This window comes from Pseudomonas sp. IT-P176 (assembly GCF_949767245.1).
Lineage (GTDB): Bacteria > Pseudomonadota > Gammaproteobacteria > Pseudomonadales > Pseudomonadaceae > Aquipseudomonas.
In genome coordinates, this window is the sequence record NZ_CATKPN010000112.1 from 48,719 (window position 1) to 69,788 (window position 21,070).

Here is a 21,070-nt window from a genome sequence, read left to right on the forward strand (position 1 = left end):
AGTTAATTCACTCCGAGTAAATCATGTCTTTTTATTTATGTAACGCAGCTCCGCTGTTTGATGCCATTTGGTGCGCCGACCGCTCAGTAATGGTTTTTACAGGGCGTTTTGCTCAACCGCCAAGTGTTTGTTCAGTTCGATAATGAATTCGCCAGCGGGCATCGGTCGGCCATACAGGTAGCCCTGCAGGAAGTTCACCCCATGACCTGCAAGATATTCACTCTGTTCTAGTGTTTCGACCCCTTCGGCGACTATCCCCAAGTCGAGTTTGCCGGAGAGTTCGATGATGCTGTCCAGAATATGCCGCGACAGCGCGTCCACGCCGATCATTGCGACAAAACTCTGGTCGATTTTCAGGAAGTCCACATTGAACTGGCGCAAGTAACCCAGGCTGGAGTGGCCGGTACCAAAATCATCAATGGCGATCATCACGCCCAGTCCATGCAACTGTTCGAACAGTTGGTGGGTGATGGCCGTGGGTTCGATCAGCTCGCGTTCGGTGAGCTCCAGGACCAGCGCGACCTTGCCGGGCGGGAAAGCCGCCAGGAACTCGCGGCAGTCAGCCACCAGGTCAAGGTCCTGGCAATGGCTGGCGGTGATGTTGATGCCGATATGAAAGCGTTCGCCGAAATGACTGGCCTGCGGGCCGAGCACTGCGGCGGTCTGCTGCATCAACGAGCGCGTCATCGGCACGATCAGCCCCGAGTGCTCGGCAAAGGGAATAAACAGGTCTGGACGTACCAGGCCATCCTTGGGGTGGTTCCAGCGCATCAGCACCTCGGTGCCGGCCCAACCCTTGCTGTCACCATGCACCACCGGTTGAAAGTACGGCACAAACTCCTTGGCCTCCATGGCCCGCTGCAACTCCAGGCTGGGTGATGTCGAGCGTTTTTGCAGCCAGTGGGCGAGGGTGCCGGCGATGGCGCCAAAAAATATCAGCAGGCTGAACAGTGGTGGGTACTCGCTGACCATGTAGCGCCAGGTTTCCCCCTCGGGGAATCCGGCCTCCACTTTAAAGGCATAGCGTGACGATTCCAGGTAATTACGTGCCACCGGCAGTTCGGGCAGGGCGCCCTCATGGACCTGGCCATCGGCGGACAACCAATTGTCACCGACCTGCAGCAACAACAGGGTCTGGCGCCCGATCAGGCGCAGCACGTTGCTCAGGTGGTAGCCATCGAGCGTGGTCAGTGCGCCTTGTCGGCCCTCGCTCTGGCGGTACACCAACAGGGCGGTGTTGGGCGTTACCGGATTGCCGTTCATCAACCACAACTTGCCGTGGGTGTACTCGCCCGGGTCGACCTTCTCCTCGAACTCGCCAAACAACGAGCTGCAGTACAGATTGTTGTCCCACACCAGGTTGGTGGAGCGCACGAAGGGCCGGCGGGTCACTTGCTCACGCAGGGCCAGCTTGACGTCCGCACAGGGCTGCCCAGCCAGCGGCAGCAGGAGCTGGGCCGCGTGGGCGGTGTTGTCGAGCATCAGGTCAAACTGGCGAACGGCTTCCTCGGCGGTCTGGTGCGTGCTCTGGCTCAGTCGGCTTTCGGCTTGCATGTACAAAATGGCGCCGCCCAGCACCACGGGCACCAGGGCCACCAGCACGGTGATGGCGTTACGGTAGGCGCTTTTACGCCGGCGCTTTAAGGTCAATGGCATTGGGCAAACCTGGGACTGCGGGGATGGGCTCTCAAATGCAGGTGCGGCAACGCCTTGCCTTCCATGAAGAGATTGCATAGCGGGGATGATAGATGGCACTGGGCGATTGTGTTGTTCAACTCAAGGACAATCCCGTTGCCAGTTTGATGAACGCCAGGGTGGCGGGCGAGCATTGGCGTTGATCCAGCACCGCCAGACCCACCTGGCGCTTGACCATCGGAGACAGCGGCCGCTTCACGTAATGCGCCTGCGGGGTGTCGGGTAGCGAGCGTTCGGCAACCAGGGTCAGTGCTTCACCCCGACTCACGGTTGCCAGGGTGCTGAGCAATTGCGAACAGCGATAACGGATGTCGGGGCTCAGCCGTGCCGCGCTGAACAGGCGTGTCACCAGTTCTGCAGAACCGGCCTCGGTGAGGATGAACGGATCGTCGCACAGCTCGCGCAGCGTCAGGCTGTCACTGTTGGCCAGGGCATGTCCGACGGGGATAAGCGCGACCATCTGGTCCTCGACCAAGGGGAAGGTGTCGAAACGCTCTTCGGGCAGCACCACGAAACCGACATCGATCCGCCGCTCATCCAGCCACTGCAACACCTGCCGGTCGGGGCCTTCATCGATGTGCACCTCGATGCCGGGATAGGCCGCCCGGTACTGCGGCAGGATTTTCGGCAGCAGGCCGATCGACGCCGTGGGGCCAAAAGAACCGATGCGCAGCGTGCCACTTTTCATTCCGCGGGCGTCGGCGGCCTCCTGGCGCAGAGTGCTGGCGAGGCCGAGCATGGCGCGGGCACGCACCAGTAACTGCTGGCCGATGTCGCTGAGTTCGACCTGGGACTGCTGGCGCCTGAGCAGCTCGACACCCAGTTCCTGCTCCAGGGCCTTGATAGCATGGGACACCGCCGACTGGCTGATGCCCAGGCGGTGGGCTGCGCTGGTGAAGCCTTGCAGCTCGGCGACCAGGGAAAAGATCTCGAGTTGGCTCAGGGTCATGAGTAAAGACTCATTTTACGATGATCGATCATGACGGGAAGAATAAGCCATCAACCCTGTCATGTCCCAGGAGCCTGCATGAAAAGTCTTGTCCAGAGTGGTTGGCATGGTGCGGATGTCCCGGTGTACCTGAAGCTCGCCAGCGTCACCATGCTCTGGGGCGGAACTTTCGTCGCCGGGCGCTACCTGGCGGGTTCGCTGAGCCCATTGTTTGCCGCGAGTTTGCGCTTTGCGCTGGCGAGCCTGGCGCTGCTGCTGTTCATGGGGTTGGCCCGCATCCCCCTGGCTCGGCCGAGCGGCCGGCAATGGCTGCAATTGGGGCTGTTGGGATTTTTCGGCATCTACGTCTACAACCTGTGTTTCTTTTACGGTCTGCAGTATATCCACGCGTCCCGCGCATCGCTGATTGTCGCCTTGAACCCGGCAGTGATCGGGCTGGCGTCCTGGTTGCTGTTCAAGGAGCGCCTTAGTGCCAGCAAGGTCGTCGGCATCCTCCTGTGTCTCGGCGGAGCGGGGCTGGTGATCGTCAGTGGCGATCAGTCGGTGTTCACCGGCGGGGCTTGGCTTGGCGACCTGCTGCTGCTCGGCTGCGTGCTGGGCTGGGGTGTCTATTCGTTGTTCTCCAGGGGGCTGAACCAAGCGCTGGGCCCGCTGCACACCGTGACTTACTCGGTGGTCCTGGGCACCTTGATGTTATGGCTGACCTGCGCGGTGCGCGGCGAAGTCCAGTGGCAGGTCCTTGCGCAGTTGCCCCCGGGGCAAGTGATCAGCCTGCTGTACTTGGGTGTGCTGGGTTCGGCGCTGGCCTATATCTGGTATTACGACGGCATTCGCCGGATTGGCGCCACCCGCAGTGGCGCGTTTATCGCGTTGAACCCACTGACCGCGGTGATCCTCGGCGCGCTGCTGCTCGGCGAACCGATGACGGGCGCGATGTACCTGGGCGGGGCGGTCATCCTGCTGGGTATCTACCTGTGCAACAAAGCCTTTGCAGCGACGGCAAAAAGGCGGATTTTATAGAGAAGGCGGACAAATTGTTTTACGCTGTGTAGAATCGGTTTACGCATATAAGAATAAGTCTTCTGACAGCAGAAGCCTCGCCCACAAAAGCCTTGGGTCGACAATGAAGATATTTGGGTTCCAATTGATCTACGGTGATTTTCTCGCCCGCAGTGTGCGAGGCATCTCCTGCGCGCCACCCGCGCGTCTCAGCAGTGCTCACGACTAACGATCAGTTAATTATTAAAAGCATGATGAGGCGTCAACCATGGCAGATTTATACGAAAACCCAATGGGCCTGATGGGCTTCGAGTTCATCGAATTCGCATCGCCAACCCCGAACACCCTTGAGCCGATCTTCGAGATCATGGGCTTCACCAAGGTCGCGACCCACCGCTCCAAGAACGTGCACCTGTATCGCCAGGGCGCGATCAACCTGATCCTCAACAACGAACCCAACAGCGTCGCCTCGTACTTCGCCGCCGAACACGGTCCGTCCGTGTGTGGCATGGCGTTCCGCGTCAAGGATTCGCAACTGGCCTACAACCGGGCCCTGGAACTCGGCGCCCAGCCGATCCACATCGAGACCGGCCCGATGGAGCTGAACCTGCCGGCCATCAAGGGCATCGGCGGCGCGCCGCTGTACCTGATCGACCGTTTTGGTGAAGGCAGCTCGATCTACGACATCGACTTCGTGTTCATCGAAGGTGTCGACCGCAACCCGGTCGGTGCCGGCCTGAAGATCATCGACCACCTGACTCACAACGTGTACCGCGGCCGCATGGCCTACTGGGCGAACTTCTATGAGAAGCTGTTCAACTTCCGCGAGATCCGCTACTTCGACATCAAGGGCGAATACACCGGCCTGACCTCCAAGGCCATGACCGCTCCCGATGGCATGATCCGCATCCCGCTGAACGAAGAGTCCTCCAAGGGTGCCGGGCAGATCGAAGAGTTCCTGATGCAGTTCAACGGCGAAGGCATCCAGCACGTTGCTTTCCTGGCCGATGACCTGCTCAAGACCTGGGATCACCTGAAAAGCATCGGCATGCGCTTCATGACTGCGCCGCCAGATACCTACTACGAAATGCTCGAAGGCCGTCTGCCGAACCACGGCGAACCGGTCGGCGAGTTGCAGGCCCGCGGGATCCTGCTGGACGGTTCGTCCGAGGCCGGCGACAAGCGCCTGCTGTTGCAGATCTTCTCGGAAACCCTGATGGGCCCGGTGTTCTTCGAATTCATCCAGCGCAAAGGCGACGATGGTTTTGGTGAAGGCAACTTCAAGGCGCTGTTCGAGTCGATCGAACGTGACCAGGTGCGCCGTGGTGTTCTCTCCACGGACTAAGCCCTTACACCGATAAAACTGTGGGAGCGAGCAAGCTCGCTCCCACATTTGTTTCAGGTGTGCTTAAGGCCTGCGTTGGCGCACCAGGTGCTTGAAGCCCTCGAACACCAGGACCAGCACCGCCAGCCAGATCGGGATGTAGGTCAGCCATTCCCCCGCCTTGATGCTTTCTCCCAGCAGCAGTGCCACCCCCAGCAACAGCACCGGCTCGACATAGCTGAGCAGCCCGAACAGGCTGAACGGCAGCAGGCGGCTGGCGATGATGTAGACCACCAGGGCCGAGGCACTGATGATCCCGAGCACGGGAATCAGCAGCGTTAGCCAAGGGTACTGGTCGAACACGCCGAAGCCTTGTGCGCCGTTGTGCACGAACCAGTACGCCACCGGCAGCAACAGCGCCATGTCCAGCCACAGGCCGCCGAGGTTGTCAGCCGCCAGGCGTCGGCGCAACACGAAGTAAGTCGGGTAACCGATGGCCACCAGCATGGTCGCCCAGGAAAAGCTGCCCACCTGGTACAACTCATTGAGCACGCCCAGGGTCGCCAGGCTCGCGGCAATCTTCTGCAGGTACGACAGGCGCTCGCCGTAGACGATGCGGCCGGTCAGCACCATGGTCAGTGGCAGCAGGAAATACCCCAGGGACACATCCAGGCTATGGCCGTTCAACGGTGCCCACATGAATAGCCACAGTTGCACGCCGAGCAGGGCAGAGGACACCAGCAAGCCACCGACCAGCAGCGGTTTGACTGCCAGCCGCCGCAGGATCTCCACGACCCGTTGCCACTCACCGGATACCAGCATGAACACCGTCATGCACGGCACAGTCAGCAGCATGCGCCAGCCGAAAATTTCCACACCGTCGAGCGGCGATAGCAGTGAGGTGTAGAAATACATGACGGCAAACAGCACCGAGGCCGACACCGATAGAGCAATTCCTTTAGACAAGCTGTCCTCGCGACACTGAACATAAACAGAGGGGAAGGATACGTGGTTTGAGCGACGAATATCGTTGCAATGGCCTCAGCTACTCAGTGCCTTGCGCCCCGAGACAAAATGGCTCACATCATTGAACCCCGGTGTCGAGGCATGCCCTGGGGTCACCAGTGAATCGATGAAGGCTTCGTCCTCGGCGCTGATCTTCACGTCCTGGGCCTTGGTGTAGGCGTCCCACTGTTCTTCGGTGCGCGGGCCGACGATGGCCGAGGTCACCGCGGCGTTGTTCAGGACCCAGGCAATGGCGAACTCGACCATGCCGACGCCACGTTGCTCGGTGTAGGCCTGGATCTGCTGGGCGATGCGCAGCGACTCGACCCGCCATTCGGTCTCCAGGATACGTTTGTCCTGGCGGCCGGCGCGGCTGTTGGCGTCGGGGCGAATGTCGGGGGCGTACTTGCCGCTGAGCACGCCACGGGCCAGCGGGCTGTAGGGCACGACACCAAGGCCGTAGGCGTTGGCGGCGGTGATCTGTTCGGTTTCGGCCTGGCGGTTGACGATGTTGTACAGCGGCTGGCTGATCACCGGCCGGTCGACGCCCAGTTGCTCGGCCACGCGAATCACCTCGGCGATGCGCCAGCCACGATAATTGGACAGGCCCCAATAGCGGATCTTGCCCTGGCGAATCAGGTCGCCAATGGCCGACACCGTGACGTGCAGCGGGGTGTTGTGGTCTTCGCGGTGCAGGTAATAGATGTCCAGGTAGTCGGTGTCCAGGCGGGTCAGGCTGGCATCGATCCCGTTGAAAATGTGCTTGCGGCTCAGGCCGCTGCGATTCGGCAGGCCGTCCACCGGGCCAAAGCCGACCTTGGACGCCACCACCCACTCATGCCGGTTGCCGGCAATCGCCTCGCCGACGATTTCCTCGGAGCGACCATTGGTGTAGACGTCGGCGGTGTCGATGAAATTGATGCCTTGATCCCAGGCTTTGTCGATGATTCGCAGCGAGTCTTCGGTGCTGGTCTGCTCGCCAAACATCATGGTGCCCAGGGTCAGCGTAGACACTTGCAGTCCGGAATGGCCCAGTGTGCGGTAGCTCATGACGAATTCCTTTTACCGGTGGGAAAGGCTCAATCAAATACCAGAAGGGCGATGTGGGCAACCGCAATTATCCAATGGTGGGGGCGGGCGACCCCGCTCCCACCGTGGCTGGGGTCAGACGCGCAGGGTGCGGGTCATGCGTAAGGCCAGCAGGCTACCGCCGACAATCACCGCTGCCAGCACATACAGCGCGGCATCGGTGGAGCCACTGGTGTCCTTGACCCAGCCCACCAGGTACGGGCTGAGGAAGCCGGCCATCTGGCCCATGGAGTTGATCAGCGCCAGACCACCGGCGGCGGCACCGGCGCTGAGCATGGCGGTTGGCACCGGCCAGAACATTGGCAGGCCGGTGAGGGCGCCCATGGTGGCGATGGTCAGGCCGAGAATCGCGATGGCCGGGTGAGCGGCAAAGTTGACCGCGATCAGCAAGCCCAGCGCGCCCATCAGCATCGGCACCACCAGGTGCCAGCGGCGCTCCTTGTGCAGGTCCGCCGAGCGTCCGACCAGCAGCATGAACACCGCGGCCAGCAGGTAGGGAATCGCACTGAGCCAACCGATCACCAGGTTGTCGCTGAAACCGAGGTTCTTGATGATCGACGGCAGCCAGAAGTTGATCGCGTAAACGCCGCTCTGGATGCAGAAGTAGATCAGGCCGAACGCCCAGATCGCCGGATTCTTGAACACTGCCAGCAGCGAGTCGGTGGCCGTCTTCGGCTTGTTGGCGCGGTCGATTGCCTGGTCCGCCTCAAGCACCGCACGCTCGTGCGGCTTGAGCCATTTGGCGCTGGCGAAGTCGTCACTGAGCAGAAAGTACGCCAGTGCACCGAGGATCACCGTCGGAATGCCCTGCAGCAGGAACATCCACTGCCAGCCGGCGAGGCCACCCTGGCCCGCGGCGAAGTGGTTGAGGATCCAGCCGGAGAACGGGCTGCCGAGCAGACCCGAGACCGGGATCGCCGACATGAACAGCGCCATGATGCGGCCACGACGGAAGGTCGGGAACCACTGCGAGAGGTACAACACCACGCCGGGGAAGAACCCGGCTTCGGCGGCACCGGTGAACAGGCGCAGGGTATAGAACTCGGTGGGCGTGGTGACGAACAGCAGGCAGGTGGACAACGTGCCCCAGGTGATCATCATCAGCGCAATCCAGCGCCGTGGGCCGAAGCGGGTCAGCGCCAGGTTGCTCGGTACGCCGCACAGCACGTAACCGATGAAAAAAATCCCGGCCCCAAGGCCGTACACGGTTTCGCTGAATTTCAGCGCATCGAGCATCTGCAACTTGGCGAAGCCAACGTTGACCCGGTCCAGGTAGTTGAACAGGTAGCAAATGAAGATGAAGGGGATCAGGCGCAGGGTAATGCGCTTGTAGACGGCGTTTTTATCGTCATCGGTGGCCAGGGTGGCAGCGGCGCTCTGTGACATGGCGGGTCTCTCTTTATTATGATTTTTTGCGGTGCGAGGGTAACGTGACCGCATGCAGAGTCTCGGTCACCCATTGGCGGATGTCTTTGTGCCTGAGCACAGCGATTACGCCAAGCGCCTGTGCGGGTGAACAACCAAAGCCCCAGCTTTTCCAGGAATACGCCTCATGTTCGAACTTGATCACGACCTGGCCCAGGATATCGTCGACCGGGCGATGGCCATTCTGCCCTACAACGTCAACGTCATGGACAGCCAGGGGCTGATCCTGGGCAGTGGCGAGCCGGAGCGGGTCAACACCCGGCATGAAGGCGCGCAGTTGGTGCTGGCCAATGGTCGGGTGGTGGAAATCGACGCCCAGACGGCAGTGCACCTCAAGGGCGTGCAGCCGGGGATCAACCTGCCGTTGCTGCTCGATCAGCGCCTGATCGGCGTACTCGGCATCACCGGTGAACCCGAGCAACTGCGCACCTACGCCGAGTTGGTGCGCATGACCGCCGAAATGCTGGTGGCCCAGCGCAACCAGCAGGCCGAGCAGCAATGGCGCCGCCAGCGCTGCGATGATCTGTTGGCGCTATTGCTCAGTGAGGCCGGGGACTCGCCGCGGTTGATCGACGAAGCCCAGCAAATGGGCCTCAAGCCGCAATTGTCACGTACCCCCTATTTGTTTGAATTGGGCCTGGAACACGGCAACGGCCAGACCGCCGAAGCCTTGAGTGCCTGGCTGAGTTCGCGCTACCCCGATAGCTGGTGCGTAAGTTCGGCCAAGTCCTCGTTGCTGTGGTGCCGACCAACGACCCAGGCCGTGGACAACGAGCGCTTGCTGGAAAAACTCCAGGGCCTGGGCTGGAACATCCTGCGCATTGCGGTCGGTGGCCAGGCCGACGGTCTGCAGGGCTTGCGCCGCTGCTATCGGCGGGTCGGCGATTTGCTGGCCTACGGTCGCGATGTATTGCCGCAAAGTCGTTTGTTGACCCTCAACCGCTACCGCCTGCCGGTGATGCTCTGGCGCCATCGCAACGATGATGCGCTGGATGAGCTACTCAGCCCCTTGCGCAAGGTCATCGCCAAGGATAGCAACGGGCAGTTGCTGGCGACCTTGCGCAGTTGGTGCGAGCACGATGGCCAAAGCCAGGCCTGTGCCGATGCCCTGGGGATCCACCGCAACAGCCTGCGCTATCGCATGGAGCGGGTGGCCGAGCTCAGCGGAGTCGATCCGCTGCGGCTGGACGGCATGCTGGCGCTGTACCTCGGTGTGCAGCTATTACCCCAGCCCTGTGCAGACGTGTAGGAGCAGGGCTTGAGTTGGGTTTTGTAGAAATGAACAATAAACCCCCTCCACCCTTGTGCAGCGGACTGGCGTCATCGTCTGGGGCAACTGGCAGCATGCTCTGCATAACAACCGGAGAAATCACATGAAGATCGTCATCGCCCCCGACTCGTTCAAGGACAGCCTGAGTGCTATTGGTGTGGCGGATGCCATTGCCCAGGGGCTGGCCGAGGTCTGGCCGGATGCGCAGTTGGTCAAATGTCCGATGGCCGACGGCGGTGAAGGCACGGTCGAGGCGATTCTCGCGGCCTGCGCTGGCGAGTTGCGCAGTACCCGGGTGCAAGGGCCATTGGGCGAACCGGTCGAGGCCCGTTGGGGCTGGTTGCCCGACAGCCACACTGCAATCATCGAGATGGCCGAAGCCAGCGGTCTGCAATTGGTGCCGCTGGAGCAGCGTGACGCGTGCATCAGCAGCACCTTTGGCACCGGCGAGTTGATTCGTGCGGCGCTGGATGCGGGTGCCCGACGTATCATCCTGGCCATTGGCGGCAGTGCCACCAATGACGGTGGAGCGGGCGCGATGCAGGCGTTGGGCGTGCGCTTGAACGATGCCCAGGGGCAAGCGATCCGTCACGGTGGCCTGGCGCTCGAAGACCTGGCCCGTATTGAACTCAAGGGCATCGACTCGCGCCTGGCCGAGGTCCGTTTCGAGATCGCCGCCGACGTCGACAATCCACTCTGCGGCCCCCATGGCGCCTCAGCGATTTTCGGCCCACAGAAAGGTGCTTCGCCTGAGCAGGTGCACCAACTCGATCTTGCCCTGGGGCACTTTGCCGATCATTGTGCGCACGTGCTAGGCAAGGACCTGCGTGACGAACCCGGCAGCGGTGCGGCGGGGGGCCTGGGGTTTGCGGCCAAGGCGTTTTTGAACGCGCAATTTCGTCCGGGCGTGGAAGTCGTGGCTGAACTGGTCGGGTTGGCGGACGCCGTGCGGGGAGCCGATCTGGTGATCACCGGTGAAGGTTGCTTTGATGCGCAGACGTTAAGGGGCAAGACCCCCTTCGGGGTGGCGCGTATCGCCCGCCAAAACCGTGTACCGGTGATCGTGATCGCCGGCACCCTGGGCGAAGGTTACGAGCAGATGTATGAACAGGGGGTCGATGCCGCTTTTGCGTTACCTTCCGGGCCAACAAGCCTGGCTCGGGCGTGTGCCAATGCCGCGCAACTATTGCGTGAGCGGGCACGGGATATTGCCCGGGTCTGGCGGTTGGCGTTGCGCCAGGCATGACCCTCCACACAGCGGGTACCTGTCAACTCTGACAGCTATCGGCAGATAAAAAACTAGTGCCTAATTTGCTCCGGGTCGCTCAGGTCCGGCAGAACGATAAGGCGTAGTGTGCAGTGCTTTCGAAGTTCGAACTGCCAGACAGGTTTCATCGCCTTGGCTCAGGTCACGGTTGACTATGAACAGTACTGGAGAAAGCACATGGCACGTTCAGACAAGCAGCTAAATGCCGAGCAGGTGCGCTGGGCCAATCGCGAACGGTTGGCCCAGCGAGACGCTCCAACTGCGGGGCCGCTCGACCCCCTTACCGTGAACGGCTTGATGCCGGGAGATACCGAGGGACTACGACCGGCGGTGAGCAATGACCAGCCGCTGGTGGTGAATATTCCGGCTTGGGATAATCTTGTGCCGATCCCCGGCCAGGCTGACACGGTTCGTATTGAAATGGCCAGGGTTGGCAGCGGCGTCTGGGAAGTGCTCAAGGAGCAACCGTTTCCCTACCCGCAAAACCGTCCGGATTTCCCCAAGGCGGTCACGCTCGATGTTTTCGATAAGGAGATTGAAGGCAAATTCAATCTTCGATGGAGGTTGAAAATCTGGAGTGCTCCGGGGTTCGTCGAAGAGTCAACGACCACGCCGCTGAGAATTGACCGCACGCCTCCGCACGACCTGCAAAATCCGCCGGAATTCATACTCGCTACCAATGAAATCAACGATGTCTACCTGGCTGCCAATGGCAACAAGGTGATCGTCGAGTTACCCGCTTATGGGGATTATGAGCCGGGCGACACCATTTCCTACGGCTGGCAAAAAGTCGAACCGATCAACCCGGAAGATATCGTGCCGATTACCCCGGTTCCGGTCGATATTCCTGATCATCGTACGTTCGAAATTCCTTTGACGTGGATTCAGGATGCCGGCGATGGCCCGGTCTTCTGCGCATACCGCTTGTTCGACAAAGCCGGCAACCCGAGCCGGTTGTCCCGGATGCGTCTACGCAACGTCGCGCTCGGAGCGCTACCCATTGCTCCTCTGGATCCTGCCAGCGTACCGCTGGCAGACGACGACGGCTTGATCGATCAACTCGACGCCGCCACTCGAGAGGTCACCGTGGTGATTCCTGCAGTGACCAACGGCAAGAGCTCCGACAAAATTCATCTCATCTGGGGGACTCAGGAACTCGAGCCCCATCCTCTCGTGCCGCGTGCGCAAACGTTGGTCAAGGTTCCGCTGGCGGTGTTGCTGGCTCAATACACCCAGACTACAGGCGAGCAAACCACCCCGGTCAAGTATGAGGTTCGCCGGGGGTTGCGGCCGTTCGACGCACCAGGCATTACCGTCCAGGTGGATTTTTCCAGGATCGGCCCCATTAACCCAGATTGGCCGGACATTACCAACCCGAACCTGCACGAAGTTGAAGTCTGGGGTGAATCGGACCTTAAGGATGAACTGAATCTGTCGGATGCGACTTTCGACGCCGAGGCCAGGTTTACGTTGTACGACTCGCCGACGGCCGGTGATGAAATCCACTTGATGTGGGACAACCTGCCTGTGCTACCCGTGCACGTCATCACAACTGAGGTTGCGGGTGAGGCGATGGTCCTTCCAATCCTGTGGGATGTGATTGATGAACGCAGTAACAGTACGGCTCCTGGGTTGCCAGTGTTTTACTGGCTGCGTCGTGCTGGCTATATCAATGCCGAGCATTCCAAGCCAAAACCGGTGAAAGTGGAAGTCCATACCATTGTCCCGGATGTCGTGCAATTTCCCGGGAGTTCGGCTGGCTTCATGTTCTGTCACCTGTTGGACTGGGACCCGGTCGAAGGCCTTGGGATCAAGGTGCATATCCCGGCCAATCCTCGCTACTTGAAAGAAAAGGTGGTGGTTACCATCAAGTGGCAGGGGCATAAAGGCTTTGATCCTTCGGGCCCGCTTCCTGCCGACCCCATCGCGGGCACTGATTTGCAACATACCTTTGCACCCCTGACTGCGGCGCAAGTGATCAACGGTCTTGACTGGATTGTTCGGCCGTACGCGACAAAAATCCTGCCCTTGTATGGCGGCGAGTCGGACCAGATTGGTCGGGGGATCGTCAGCTATACGGTTAGCGGCGTAACGCCACCTTCGCCGGACGCCACGCTGAATGTCGCGTTGGGCACGGGTACAGGCACCTGCCCGATACCCCCAAGACCGTAATGGGGTAGATGAGTCGTTATGTCGATGCAAGAGGGGCGTGCAGCCCCTTTTTTGCATCTGAACGGCTGGATGTCTGGTTCTGTGGATGACTCCGCTCCATTACAGGATTAGTCCTACATTCGGTGGGGCTGTATCTCGATATTGTTCGCCGCCTTTGTAAGTACAAGCCGAGTTCGTCGCGAGAAGCAATGAACTAATTCTACTGGCGACTCTAATTTCGTGGTGATCCTTTCATGTTTTCGATAACTCCTTTTGCTGTGCGCCAACTGGCTGGCGCGATCAAACTATTGTCCATTGCACCGTTGTTATGGGTCAGTCCGCACGCGCTTGCGCGGGATATGAACAATGAAAATGCAACGATTGGTGCAGGTAACTCTCCGGACAATTATCTACTTCGCAACCAGTCCAGCCTGACCGCAATCGATGCGCGCACCTTCGATATCCAGGTTCGCAGTGGCTCGACCTTGAACCTTGATCGCAGTCAGGTCACGGCGAGTGGCTTCAACGATGGTGTCGGAGTCCATGGCAGTACGGCGAGCATTACCTCCAGCACGATCGTTGCCGGTGTCGATGCTACGGGAGTGTCCGCCGGCGACAATGGCGCGGTCAGTTCAACGGTGAGCGTGGTTGATAGTGCGATCTCGGGCGGGCGCAATGGTGGCCTGGTCAACGGGCGTAGTCAGTTGAATCTGACTCGATCTTCCCTCAGCGGTACTAACGCGGACGGCTTTGGCCTATTGATGTCCAGTGGCAATGTCACGGCCAACGGCAGTTCAATCAGTGGTGGCAAAAACGGGGTGCTGATGGTGTTCGACCCGCAAGTCTCGGCCCCCGGCACACTGATACTGGACAACCAGTCGAGCGTCACCGGACAAAACGGTTCGGCAATCCTCGTCGATGGTTTCGATATCAGTACGCCCACCGCCAATATCGAAATTCGCAACAACTCCACCCTGGCTGCCAGTAACGACACCTTGCTTGAAGTCAAGGGTGGGGGGCTGGCCAACCTGCTCGTGAGTAACAGCCAGCTGGAGGGCAATGTGGTCGTCGAGGCTGGCAGCGCCGCCACGGTGCAGCTGGAAAATTTTGCGACATTCACCGGGCACCTGGAGAATGTCGAGCGCCTGACGGTCAATAGCGATGCCACCTGGGCCATGGTGGGTGATGGTGATATCGCGACGCTGTCGATGAATGGGGGGGCAATCAAGTTCGGTGATGTGAGTGAGTTCTACACCTTGTCGGTCGGCAACCTGTCCGGCAACGGTACGTTCATCATGGGTGCCGATTTCGCCACCGGCAGTGTCGACTTCCTCGACGTGACGGGCTCTGCCAGTGGAAATCACAGCATCGCCGTCAGCAGTAGCGGTGCAGATCCTTCCGACACCAGCAATCTGCACATGGTGCGCATCGGCAGCGGCGACGCCGATTTTACGTTGCAGGGCGGTCCGGTCGACCTGGGCGCGTTCTCTTACGATCTGGTTCAACGAGACAGCAACAACTGGTATCTGGACACCACGACACGCGTCGTCAGCCCTGGTACTCAATCGGTCATGGCACTGTTCAATGCAGCGCCAACCGTCTGGTACGGCGAACTCAGCACGTTGCGCAGCCGCATGGGCGAATTGCGGATGGACGCAGGCAAGGCGGGTGGGTGGATGCGCGGCTACGGCAACAAATTTGAGGTCGATGCCAGTGCAGGCGTCGGTTACCAACAAATTCAGCAGGGTATTTCGTTCGGTGCCGACGCACCGCTGCCGATCGGCGACGGGCAATGGTTGGTTGGCCTGCTCGGCGGTTACAGCAAGTCCGATCTGGACCTGGGCCGCGGCACCAGCGGTAAGGTCGACAGTTTTTATGTCGGTGCCTACACCACCTGGCTGGATGACGAGAGCGGTTACTACGTTGACGGCGTCCTCAAGTACAACCGCTTCCAGAACTCTTCCGATGTACAGTTGAGCGATGGTAAAAAAACCAAGGGTGATTACGACAACAGCGGCATTGGTGCCTCTGTGGAGTTCGGCCGGCACATCACCCTGGACGACGGCTATTTTATTGAGCCGTATACCCAGCTGTCGGGCGTGATGGTTCAAGGCAAGGATTACGATCTGGACAACGGTTTGGCTGCCGAGGGCGATAGCACTCGCTCCTTGCTGGGCAAGGTAGGTGCCACCGCCGGACGTAATTTCAATCTGGGTGCAGGCAAGGCTGTGCAGCCGTATGTACGTGCGGCTTATGTACATGAATTCTCCGAGAACAACGAAGTCAAGGTCAACAGCAATGTGTTCAACAACGACCTTTCTGGTTCCCGCGGTGAGCTGGGTGTCGGGGTCGCGATGACAGTGACCGACAAGGTGTCGATCCATGCCGACTTCGATTACAGCCAGGGTGACAAGATCGATCAGCCGTGGGGGGCTAACATCGGCGTGCGCTACAGCTGGTAATCGCCTGGCATCAGCCTGTGCCCCTCTGGTTTGATTGTGTGTCCGAGCGCAGTCAAGCCTTAGGGGAGGGTGATAGGTTCGTTTGCATTTTTATCCTGCCTACCTGTCAACTCTGACAGTATCAGACAGCGTCAAACTGTCGTCTAATCCCGGTTTATATAGTTCATGTGAAGAAGAGCCTGCCGGGTAGGCATTGCGTCCCTTCGCGTCTATGTAAGGGAGAGCGACAATGTCCGGATCCAGATCTGATGCAGAGGAAAAACTTGGCGCCCCCAGCGTGCCGGATGTGCTTCCAGACATAGAGGGCGGGGAAAAGAATCTTGTTCCCGTTGATCCTGGGCGTCAGCACCTGAAGGTCACTTTCCCTCTCTGGAAAAATTCCTTGCCCTCGATTGCGTTTCCGGAAAGCGTACGGATGTTTCTGGACGGTGCTGAAGTTGCATACAAAGTGTGGACCGCAGGGCCTATCGAAAGCAGTGATTTGTTCGTCGAGATTCCTCTCGACAAAGTGCTGAATGTTCACGGTGTGCGGGTTTTGCATTACGAGGCGCTGAACTGGTCCGGTGATCCAGATAATCCGGACCCGTCGGACACCGAGATTATCACCGTCGACATTCGTGCGCCGTTGTTGGCCAGCCCAGACAGCAGGTTGAGCATACCGAGTGCTGTTCTCCCGCCCAATCAACTCACGGCCTATTACCTTGATCGTAACGAGGATCGACTCCGGGTCACTGTCCCGGTTTTCGCGACGCCAGCGCCAGGGGATCGTATTGTCTGGTATTGGGGGCGCAGTCCCGGGGATCTGGACGAGGGTGGTTTTCTCGAGCTGGACGAGCAAAACTACACCGACCTGCTAGTGCTCAGTATTCCTGGCGAGTTGATTCGCGGGCGTGGGGATGGCTTGCGCTCTGTGAGTTACCGGGTATTGGATCGTGCGGGTAATCCAAGTGCATATTCCGACTATGTCGAACTGGATGTCGCCGCAACACCGATTCCGCGTTCATTGCCCTGGCCTTCAACTGACAAGGCAACGGGGGTGGGTGAGCAACAGGTTCTGGACCCCTTGCAGGCAAGTTCCGGAGTCGTTGTCGAGATTCCGCAAGCTGCGGTTATCTACCCACCAGAGCGGGCTTGGGTGCAATGGGGGGAGCCCGGCCAGGTGGGTGCGCATCGGGTTGACCAGCCTATCAGTCCAGGGCAACGGCGCTATCAGATTCCCATGCGGCCGGTGGCTGCCCATATAGGTAGATCCCTGTGGGTGCAGTACTACGTCATTGATGAGGATGGTAATGAAATACCCTCTGTACCGCGTAAACTGCGGGTTCAAACCCTGCCCGTGAACCGATTGCCGACGGTTCAATGCAATAAACTCAGCGGTGGTAACTTGAGTTACCGGACCGTTGCGCCTGAGGGCGCAATTCTCATGATGAATACATGGCCCTTAATGACAACCGACCATTGGATCATGATTACGATGACGGGTGTCGGTTCCAATGGACAGGACTCTGTTCTTCCTGTGATCGCCAAGCGCGCGGTCACAGAACAGGAAGCCATCGGGGGGATCGGCCAGGGTAATCAGGTTCGAGTATCAAAAGCATTTCTCAATACGCTGCGGCGTAACGATTCCCTGACTGGGAAGGTTTACGTGAGTTTTGACGGCGGGCGGACATGGCCCTCTTTATTGGCCCCCAACTTCCCGATGTTATTGCTGACACTGATCGATTGAAGCGTTCGCCGGCCCTGGCTAAAGGGCCGGGTCTGGCTATCTGTATGTGAGTGTGAAATTCAGGGCGCCTTTGGCAATGCCGGGATGGACGTCGCTGCTCGGATCGGTCTGGTAGAAGCGCGCGGTAAAGTCCAGAACAGTGCCGCTGGTACTGATGGGCTTGAGTGGAACTTCCGTATTGAGTTCCACCGGCGTTGAACCATCACTTTTCAGGATCTGTATCCCGATACCCTTGGCGGTGGAATCAGGCGTCAGGCCGAAGACGCCAGGAGCCGACTCCACGAAGGGGAGCGCACTGGCGTCCTCGAAGCGGATGTTGGCCGTGGCGATATTGACATCCGAGCCATCCGCTTCGCAGTCGCTGAGGGTGATGCTGAAAGGAATTGCGGCGGTGGTGTAGCCGGTATGGGTAAAGTCCTTCTGGTCCCAGTCTCCGAGTTGTACTGGATCGGCGCTGACGGTGTTACTGCCACAATGGGCCTGGATCACGGTGCCGCTGAGTCCGGCACTGAAGGCCTTGCCGGGGATTCCCGAGAATCTGCCGCTGAACAACTCTGTCCTGTCGAATGTCTGCGGCCCGGGGGCGATCGGCCCGGTTTTTATCAGGGTGACGTGACTTTCCAGGACGGAAAAATTCATCTGTGCCGATCCCATGCCCTGCTGGTGATGCGCACTGAAGGGAACCGTGCTGTCTCCATGGTCGGGGGTGAATGCGTTGGAGGCCGAATCATCGAACGGGAAACCCAGCGAGATCCGGACGCCCACCCCCGGGATATTGGTCTGCCAGACGGTGAACCCCGGTATGCCATTGAGTATCCCATCCAGGGGAGGCGCGGTACTTTGGGCATCGAACGTCAGCCTGACATTGCCATTGTTGTCACAGAGTATGGATAGCCCCTCACGATTGTCGGTTCTTTTGAACTGTCGTTCCCTGCCAATGACGCTTCCGACAGGCGCGTCCCGCGGAACGTAGACGCTGCCCATATCCTGGGTAAATGTCATGGGCCCGCTGCCGGTCCGCCAGTCACATGTATTGGTGACGTCTGCCATGACCCACGGCGCCTGACAACTGGCGGCCAGCCCCAGGGCGGTGGTCAGGCAGCGGATGGATGGTTTCATGTGGTCTCTCCGAAATGGGCCGGGTGGGTGTAGACGGCTGCGGCTCTTCTTGAGTGCTCAGGCGTGGTCGCAGTCACCGACATGTCAGCTCCTGCAAGCGGTAGCCTTGCGCTTGTTCCATGGCCTGGGGGTCGATGAGCAACTGACATTGCGGCTCGGCCTGTTCTCCCCAGTGCACATCGAGTATTTGTGGCTCTATGCCAGTTGACAGCATGACCTGGCCGGCTTGACCGACAATGCCGATTACGCCGTGTTCGGTATTGCTCAGCTGTGCACCGAAGGGGAGCGGTTGGCCCGTTGCGGTTCGGGCGGTGATAACCAGACGGGTGACGGAGCGGGCAGGGAATGTGGCCTTGACCACAGCGCCGCGTCGAGGCACGAGCTGGGTCGTGGCGTTGTCGATTTCCACCTCGGGACCCAGGTCGTCGGTTTTCAGCACCACATGATTGACCCGGTACGGTCGCAGGTAAGGCGCCAACGCATAGCCGCGTTCATTGGTCTTTACTCCAGTGGCATTCTGTATGCCGACGCCGGCAATGTTCGGAACTTCCACCAGGGCCGTGGTTTCCCCCAGATAAGGCCCCAACTCAATGCCGCCGGCATGCAGCAGTAGTGCTCCGTTGGCGTTGAGTGACAGGTTGTGGTAGTCGGTGCCTTGGGTAAGTCCTGCGCCGACGCTGCCGAAGGCCGCCTGATAACCGAGAGAAAGCGCCCCCGTTCGCTGCTTTTGGTTATCGTTGCTGACAGACGCCTGATAATTCAGCCGAGTCTCATCGACGTTGCCGCTCATGCTCGCGCGTTGACTGAAATGCTCGCCGCTCTTCTGGATATCGAAGGTCGCGTTGGCCGAATGCCCGAAATCCAGGGGCATGGTCATGCTCAGGCCAAGTTGTCGATCATTACCACGCGTGTCGTTCAACGATTGCGACGCAAACAGGTTGTATCCCACGCCTTTGTAGTGAGTACTGACATTGAACTGGAATTGACGCTGCACTTCGTTGTTTTGCCAGTAGTCCTGATGAGACATTGTCAAGCTCAACGAACTGCGCGCGCCGATATTCTGGTAGACCGAAGCCTCCAGTCGGCTGCGTCGACTGCCGTGCCAGCTCGAGTCGTGGCTGCGTTGGCGGACGGCTTCATCGAAGTCGCGATAGCCTTCGGTGGAGTAGCGATAGCCGGCGAAGCGCAGATTGGTGTTAGTGGCAAACGACTTGCCGTACTTCAGTGCATAGCTCATGCCCTGCAGGCTCTGGGTGTCTCGACTATCGATGTCGGCGCTGGAGTGGGTCAGGTCCAGGGACAACGCACCGAAGGGGCCCAGATCCTTGGACGCTCCCATGTTGCCGGCGCGGTAGAAGTCACTGGCGATCAGGCCACCGTACAAGGTTGAGTTCCACGCGGTGCCGACTGCCAGGGTGCCCTGCCAGAGCAGGGGATCCTCAAGCCCATGTGCGCCGTTGTAGCGACCCAAGGCGGCGCTGTAACGCCATACCCCCTCACGCAACAGATTACTGAGGGTGGCGAAGGATTGGCTAAATCGCCGGACCTGGCCGTCAGCCTCGGTCAGGACGATGTCCAGTTCACCGCTGCCACCGTTGGTGCTCAGGTCGTCGATCTCGTATGGGCCAGCACTGACATAAGTGGAGTAGATCGGGTAACCGTTCTGAAAAATTTCGAGTTTCGCTCGGGTTTGCGCGACGCCACGGACAATCGGTGCATAGGCCTGCAGAACATCGGGCAGCATGCCAAGGTCGGTAGCAATGAGCGCGCCCCTGATCGGCAGGCTTCTGAACACATCGCCGCTGGTGAATGTTTCACCCAGCGTCAGATTGGCCTGAGTACCCGGCAGGTCGCGCTGGGCATAGGTATAAGCACTGGTCCATTGACGATCGCCCTCTGCGTCCTGGCGCAGTGACTGGTTACTGCGCAAGCGCCAGGCGCCCAGGTTGATCCCGCTGTTGAGGTACAGGTCATCGCTGTTCTGGCGGCCGCGATAGCGGTTGCTCCCCTGCTGCGTGGACGCCTGGTAGCTGACAAAGGCGGCATTGATGCCGTGGTCCCAGCGCTCTGGGTCGACTTGACCGAGTACGTCGCGACGCATGGCGATTTGTGGAATGGAAAGGCTCAGTAACAGCTTGCTGCTATCGAAATCGAGGATGGCCCCCGGGATCAGCGTCAACAGATCGACACAGGAGGCCTGCATGAGTGCAGGCTCCGCCAGGCTGTCGAGTCGCACGCCCATCTGGTTCAACAGGTCGGCGGACAGGCAAGGCAGCAGTCGATCATCTTCGGGGCTGAGCACGAACTCGATTTCACGCTGGCCGAAATACACCTGATTGACCTGGATATCGACCTGATAGCGTCCGGGTCCCACGTCGTTACCCTGGGTCAGCGCACTGAGGGCCAACACCCCCGCGTCGCTGGCATGGTCTGTGCTCTGGCGCATGAAACTGGATTGAAATTCCACGGTGGGCGCCGCCATAACGAGCCGGGTTTCAACCAGGGCGGCACCGCTTACGCCGGTCACGAACAAATGGGCAAGGCGGAGTCGAAAAGGCGCCCATGGGCGCCCGGGCAATAAAGTCATGG

General features: G+C 59.7%; 14 protein-coding genes. 7 read left to right on the forward strand and 7 right to left on the reverse strand.

The window, feature by feature from the left end; genetic code table 11:
* Window positions 1-96: 96 nt before the first annotated feature.
* Both ACM6IP_RS25460 and ACM6IP_RS25465 read right to left on the reverse strand, forming a co-directional pair.
* Window positions 97-1,656, reverse strand: a complete 1,560-nt coding sequence (locus ACM6IP_RS25460; protein WP_095168444.1) for a cyclic diguanylate phosphodiesterase — start codon at window positions 1,654-1,656, stop codon at window positions 97-99.
* A gap of 115 nt (window positions 1,657-1,771) precedes the next feature.
* Window positions 1,772-2,644, reverse strand: a complete 873-nt coding sequence (locus ACM6IP_RS25465) for a LysR family transcriptional regulator (protein WP_095168442.1) — start codon at window positions 2,642-2,644, stop codon at window positions 1,772-1,774.
* 78 nt (window positions 2,645-2,722) lie between these two features.
* Here ACM6IP_RS25465 and ACM6IP_RS25470 point away from each other — a divergent pair, with 78 nt between their 5' ends.
* Both ACM6IP_RS25470 and hppD read left to right on the forward strand, forming a co-directional pair.
* Window positions 2,723-3,664 (forward strand): DMT family transporter, encoded by a 942-nt coding sequence (locus tag ACM6IP_RS25470; protein ID WP_414862552.1) that lies wholly within the window; start codon window positions 2,723-2,725, stop codon window positions 3,662-3,664.
* 247 nt (window positions 3,665-3,911) lie between these two features.
* Complete coding sequence (hppD, locus tag ACM6IP_RS25475) at window positions 3,912-4,988, forward strand: 4-hydroxyphenylpyruvate dioxygenase (protein ID WP_414862553.1); 1,077 nt, start codon at window positions 3,912-3,914, stop codon at window positions 4,986-4,988.
* A gap of 63 nt (window positions 4,989-5,051) precedes the next feature.
* On the opposite strand, the gene rarD is transcribed toward hppD, so the two are convergent.
* From rarD to ACM6IP_RS25490, 3 genes are all read right to left on the reverse strand, one after another.
* Entirely contained in the window at window positions 5,052-5,933 is an 882-nt protein-coding gene (gene rarD, locus ACM6IP_RS25480) for an EamA family transporter RarD (protein WP_401129256.1), read from the reverse strand.
* Between the two features lie 75 nt (window positions 5,934-6,008).
* Window positions 6,009-7,022: an aldo/keto reductase gene (locus ACM6IP_RS25485; RefSeq protein ID WP_159995534.1), complete on the reverse strand. Its 1,014-nt coding sequence runs from the start codon at window positions 7,020-7,022 to the stop codon at window positions 6,009-6,011.
* A gap of 114 nt (window positions 7,023-7,136) precedes the next feature.
* On the reverse strand, window positions 7,137-8,447 hold the full coding sequence (locus ACM6IP_RS25490) for an MFS transporter (protein WP_095168434.1): 1,311 nt from the start codon (window positions 8,445-8,447) through the stop codon (window positions 7,137-7,139).
* Window positions 8,448-8,613: 166 nt separating this feature from the next.
* On the opposite strand from ACM6IP_RS25490, the gene ACM6IP_RS25495 reads away from it, so the two are divergent.
* From ACM6IP_RS25495 to ACM6IP_RS25515, 5 genes are all read left to right on the forward strand, one after another.
* Window positions 8,614-9,735 carry a sugar diacid recognition domain-containing protein gene (locus tag ACM6IP_RS25495; RefSeq protein ID WP_414862554.1) on the forward strand — a complete coding sequence of 374 codons (1,122 nt, stop codon included), beginning with the start codon at window positions 8,614-8,616 and terminating at the stop codon, window positions 9,733-9,735.
* Between the two features lie 124 nt (window positions 9,736-9,859).
* On the forward strand, window positions 9,860-11,002 hold the full coding sequence (locus ACM6IP_RS25500; protein ID WP_414862555.1) for a glycerate kinase: 1,143 nt from the start codon (window positions 9,860-9,862) through the stop codon (window positions 11,000-11,002).
* Window positions 11,003-11,200: 198 nt separating this feature from the next.
* Window positions 11,201-13,195, forward strand: a complete 1,995-nt coding sequence (locus ACM6IP_RS25505; RefSeq protein WP_414862556.1) for a hypothetical protein — start codon at window positions 11,201-11,203, stop codon at window positions 13,193-13,195.
* 233 nt (window positions 13,196-13,428) lie between these two features.
* Window positions 13,429-15,636 carry an autotransporter outer membrane beta-barrel domain-containing protein gene (locus ACM6IP_RS25510; protein ID WP_414862557.1) on the forward strand — a complete coding sequence of 736 codons (2,208 nt, stop codon included), beginning with the start codon at window positions 13,429-13,431 and terminating at the stop codon, window positions 15,634-15,636.
* Between the two features lie 229 nt (window positions 15,637-15,865).
* A complete protein-coding gene (locus ACM6IP_RS25515) occupies window positions 15,866-17,362 on the forward strand; it encodes a hypothetical protein (RefSeq protein ID WP_414862558.1) in 1,497 nt (498 codons plus the stop codon).
* 36 nt (window positions 17,363-17,398) lie between these two features.
* Here the strand turns inward: ACM6IP_RS25515 and ACM6IP_RS25520 are convergent, their stop codons facing one another.
* Together ACM6IP_RS25520 and ACM6IP_RS25525 are read right to left on the reverse strand one after the other, a co-directional pair.
* Window positions 17,399-18,481 (reverse strand): fimbrial protein, encoded by a 1,083-nt coding sequence (locus ACM6IP_RS25520; protein WP_414862559.1) that lies wholly within the window; start codon window positions 18,479-18,481, stop codon window positions 17,399-17,401.
* Window positions 18,482-18,554: 73 nt separating this feature from the next.
* Window positions 18,555-21,068, reverse strand: a complete 2,514-nt coding sequence (locus ACM6IP_RS25525) for a fimbria/pilus outer membrane usher protein (RefSeq protein ID WP_414862560.1) — start codon at window positions 21,066-21,068, stop codon at window positions 18,555-18,557.
* Window positions 21,069-21,070 lie beyond the last annotated feature (2 nt).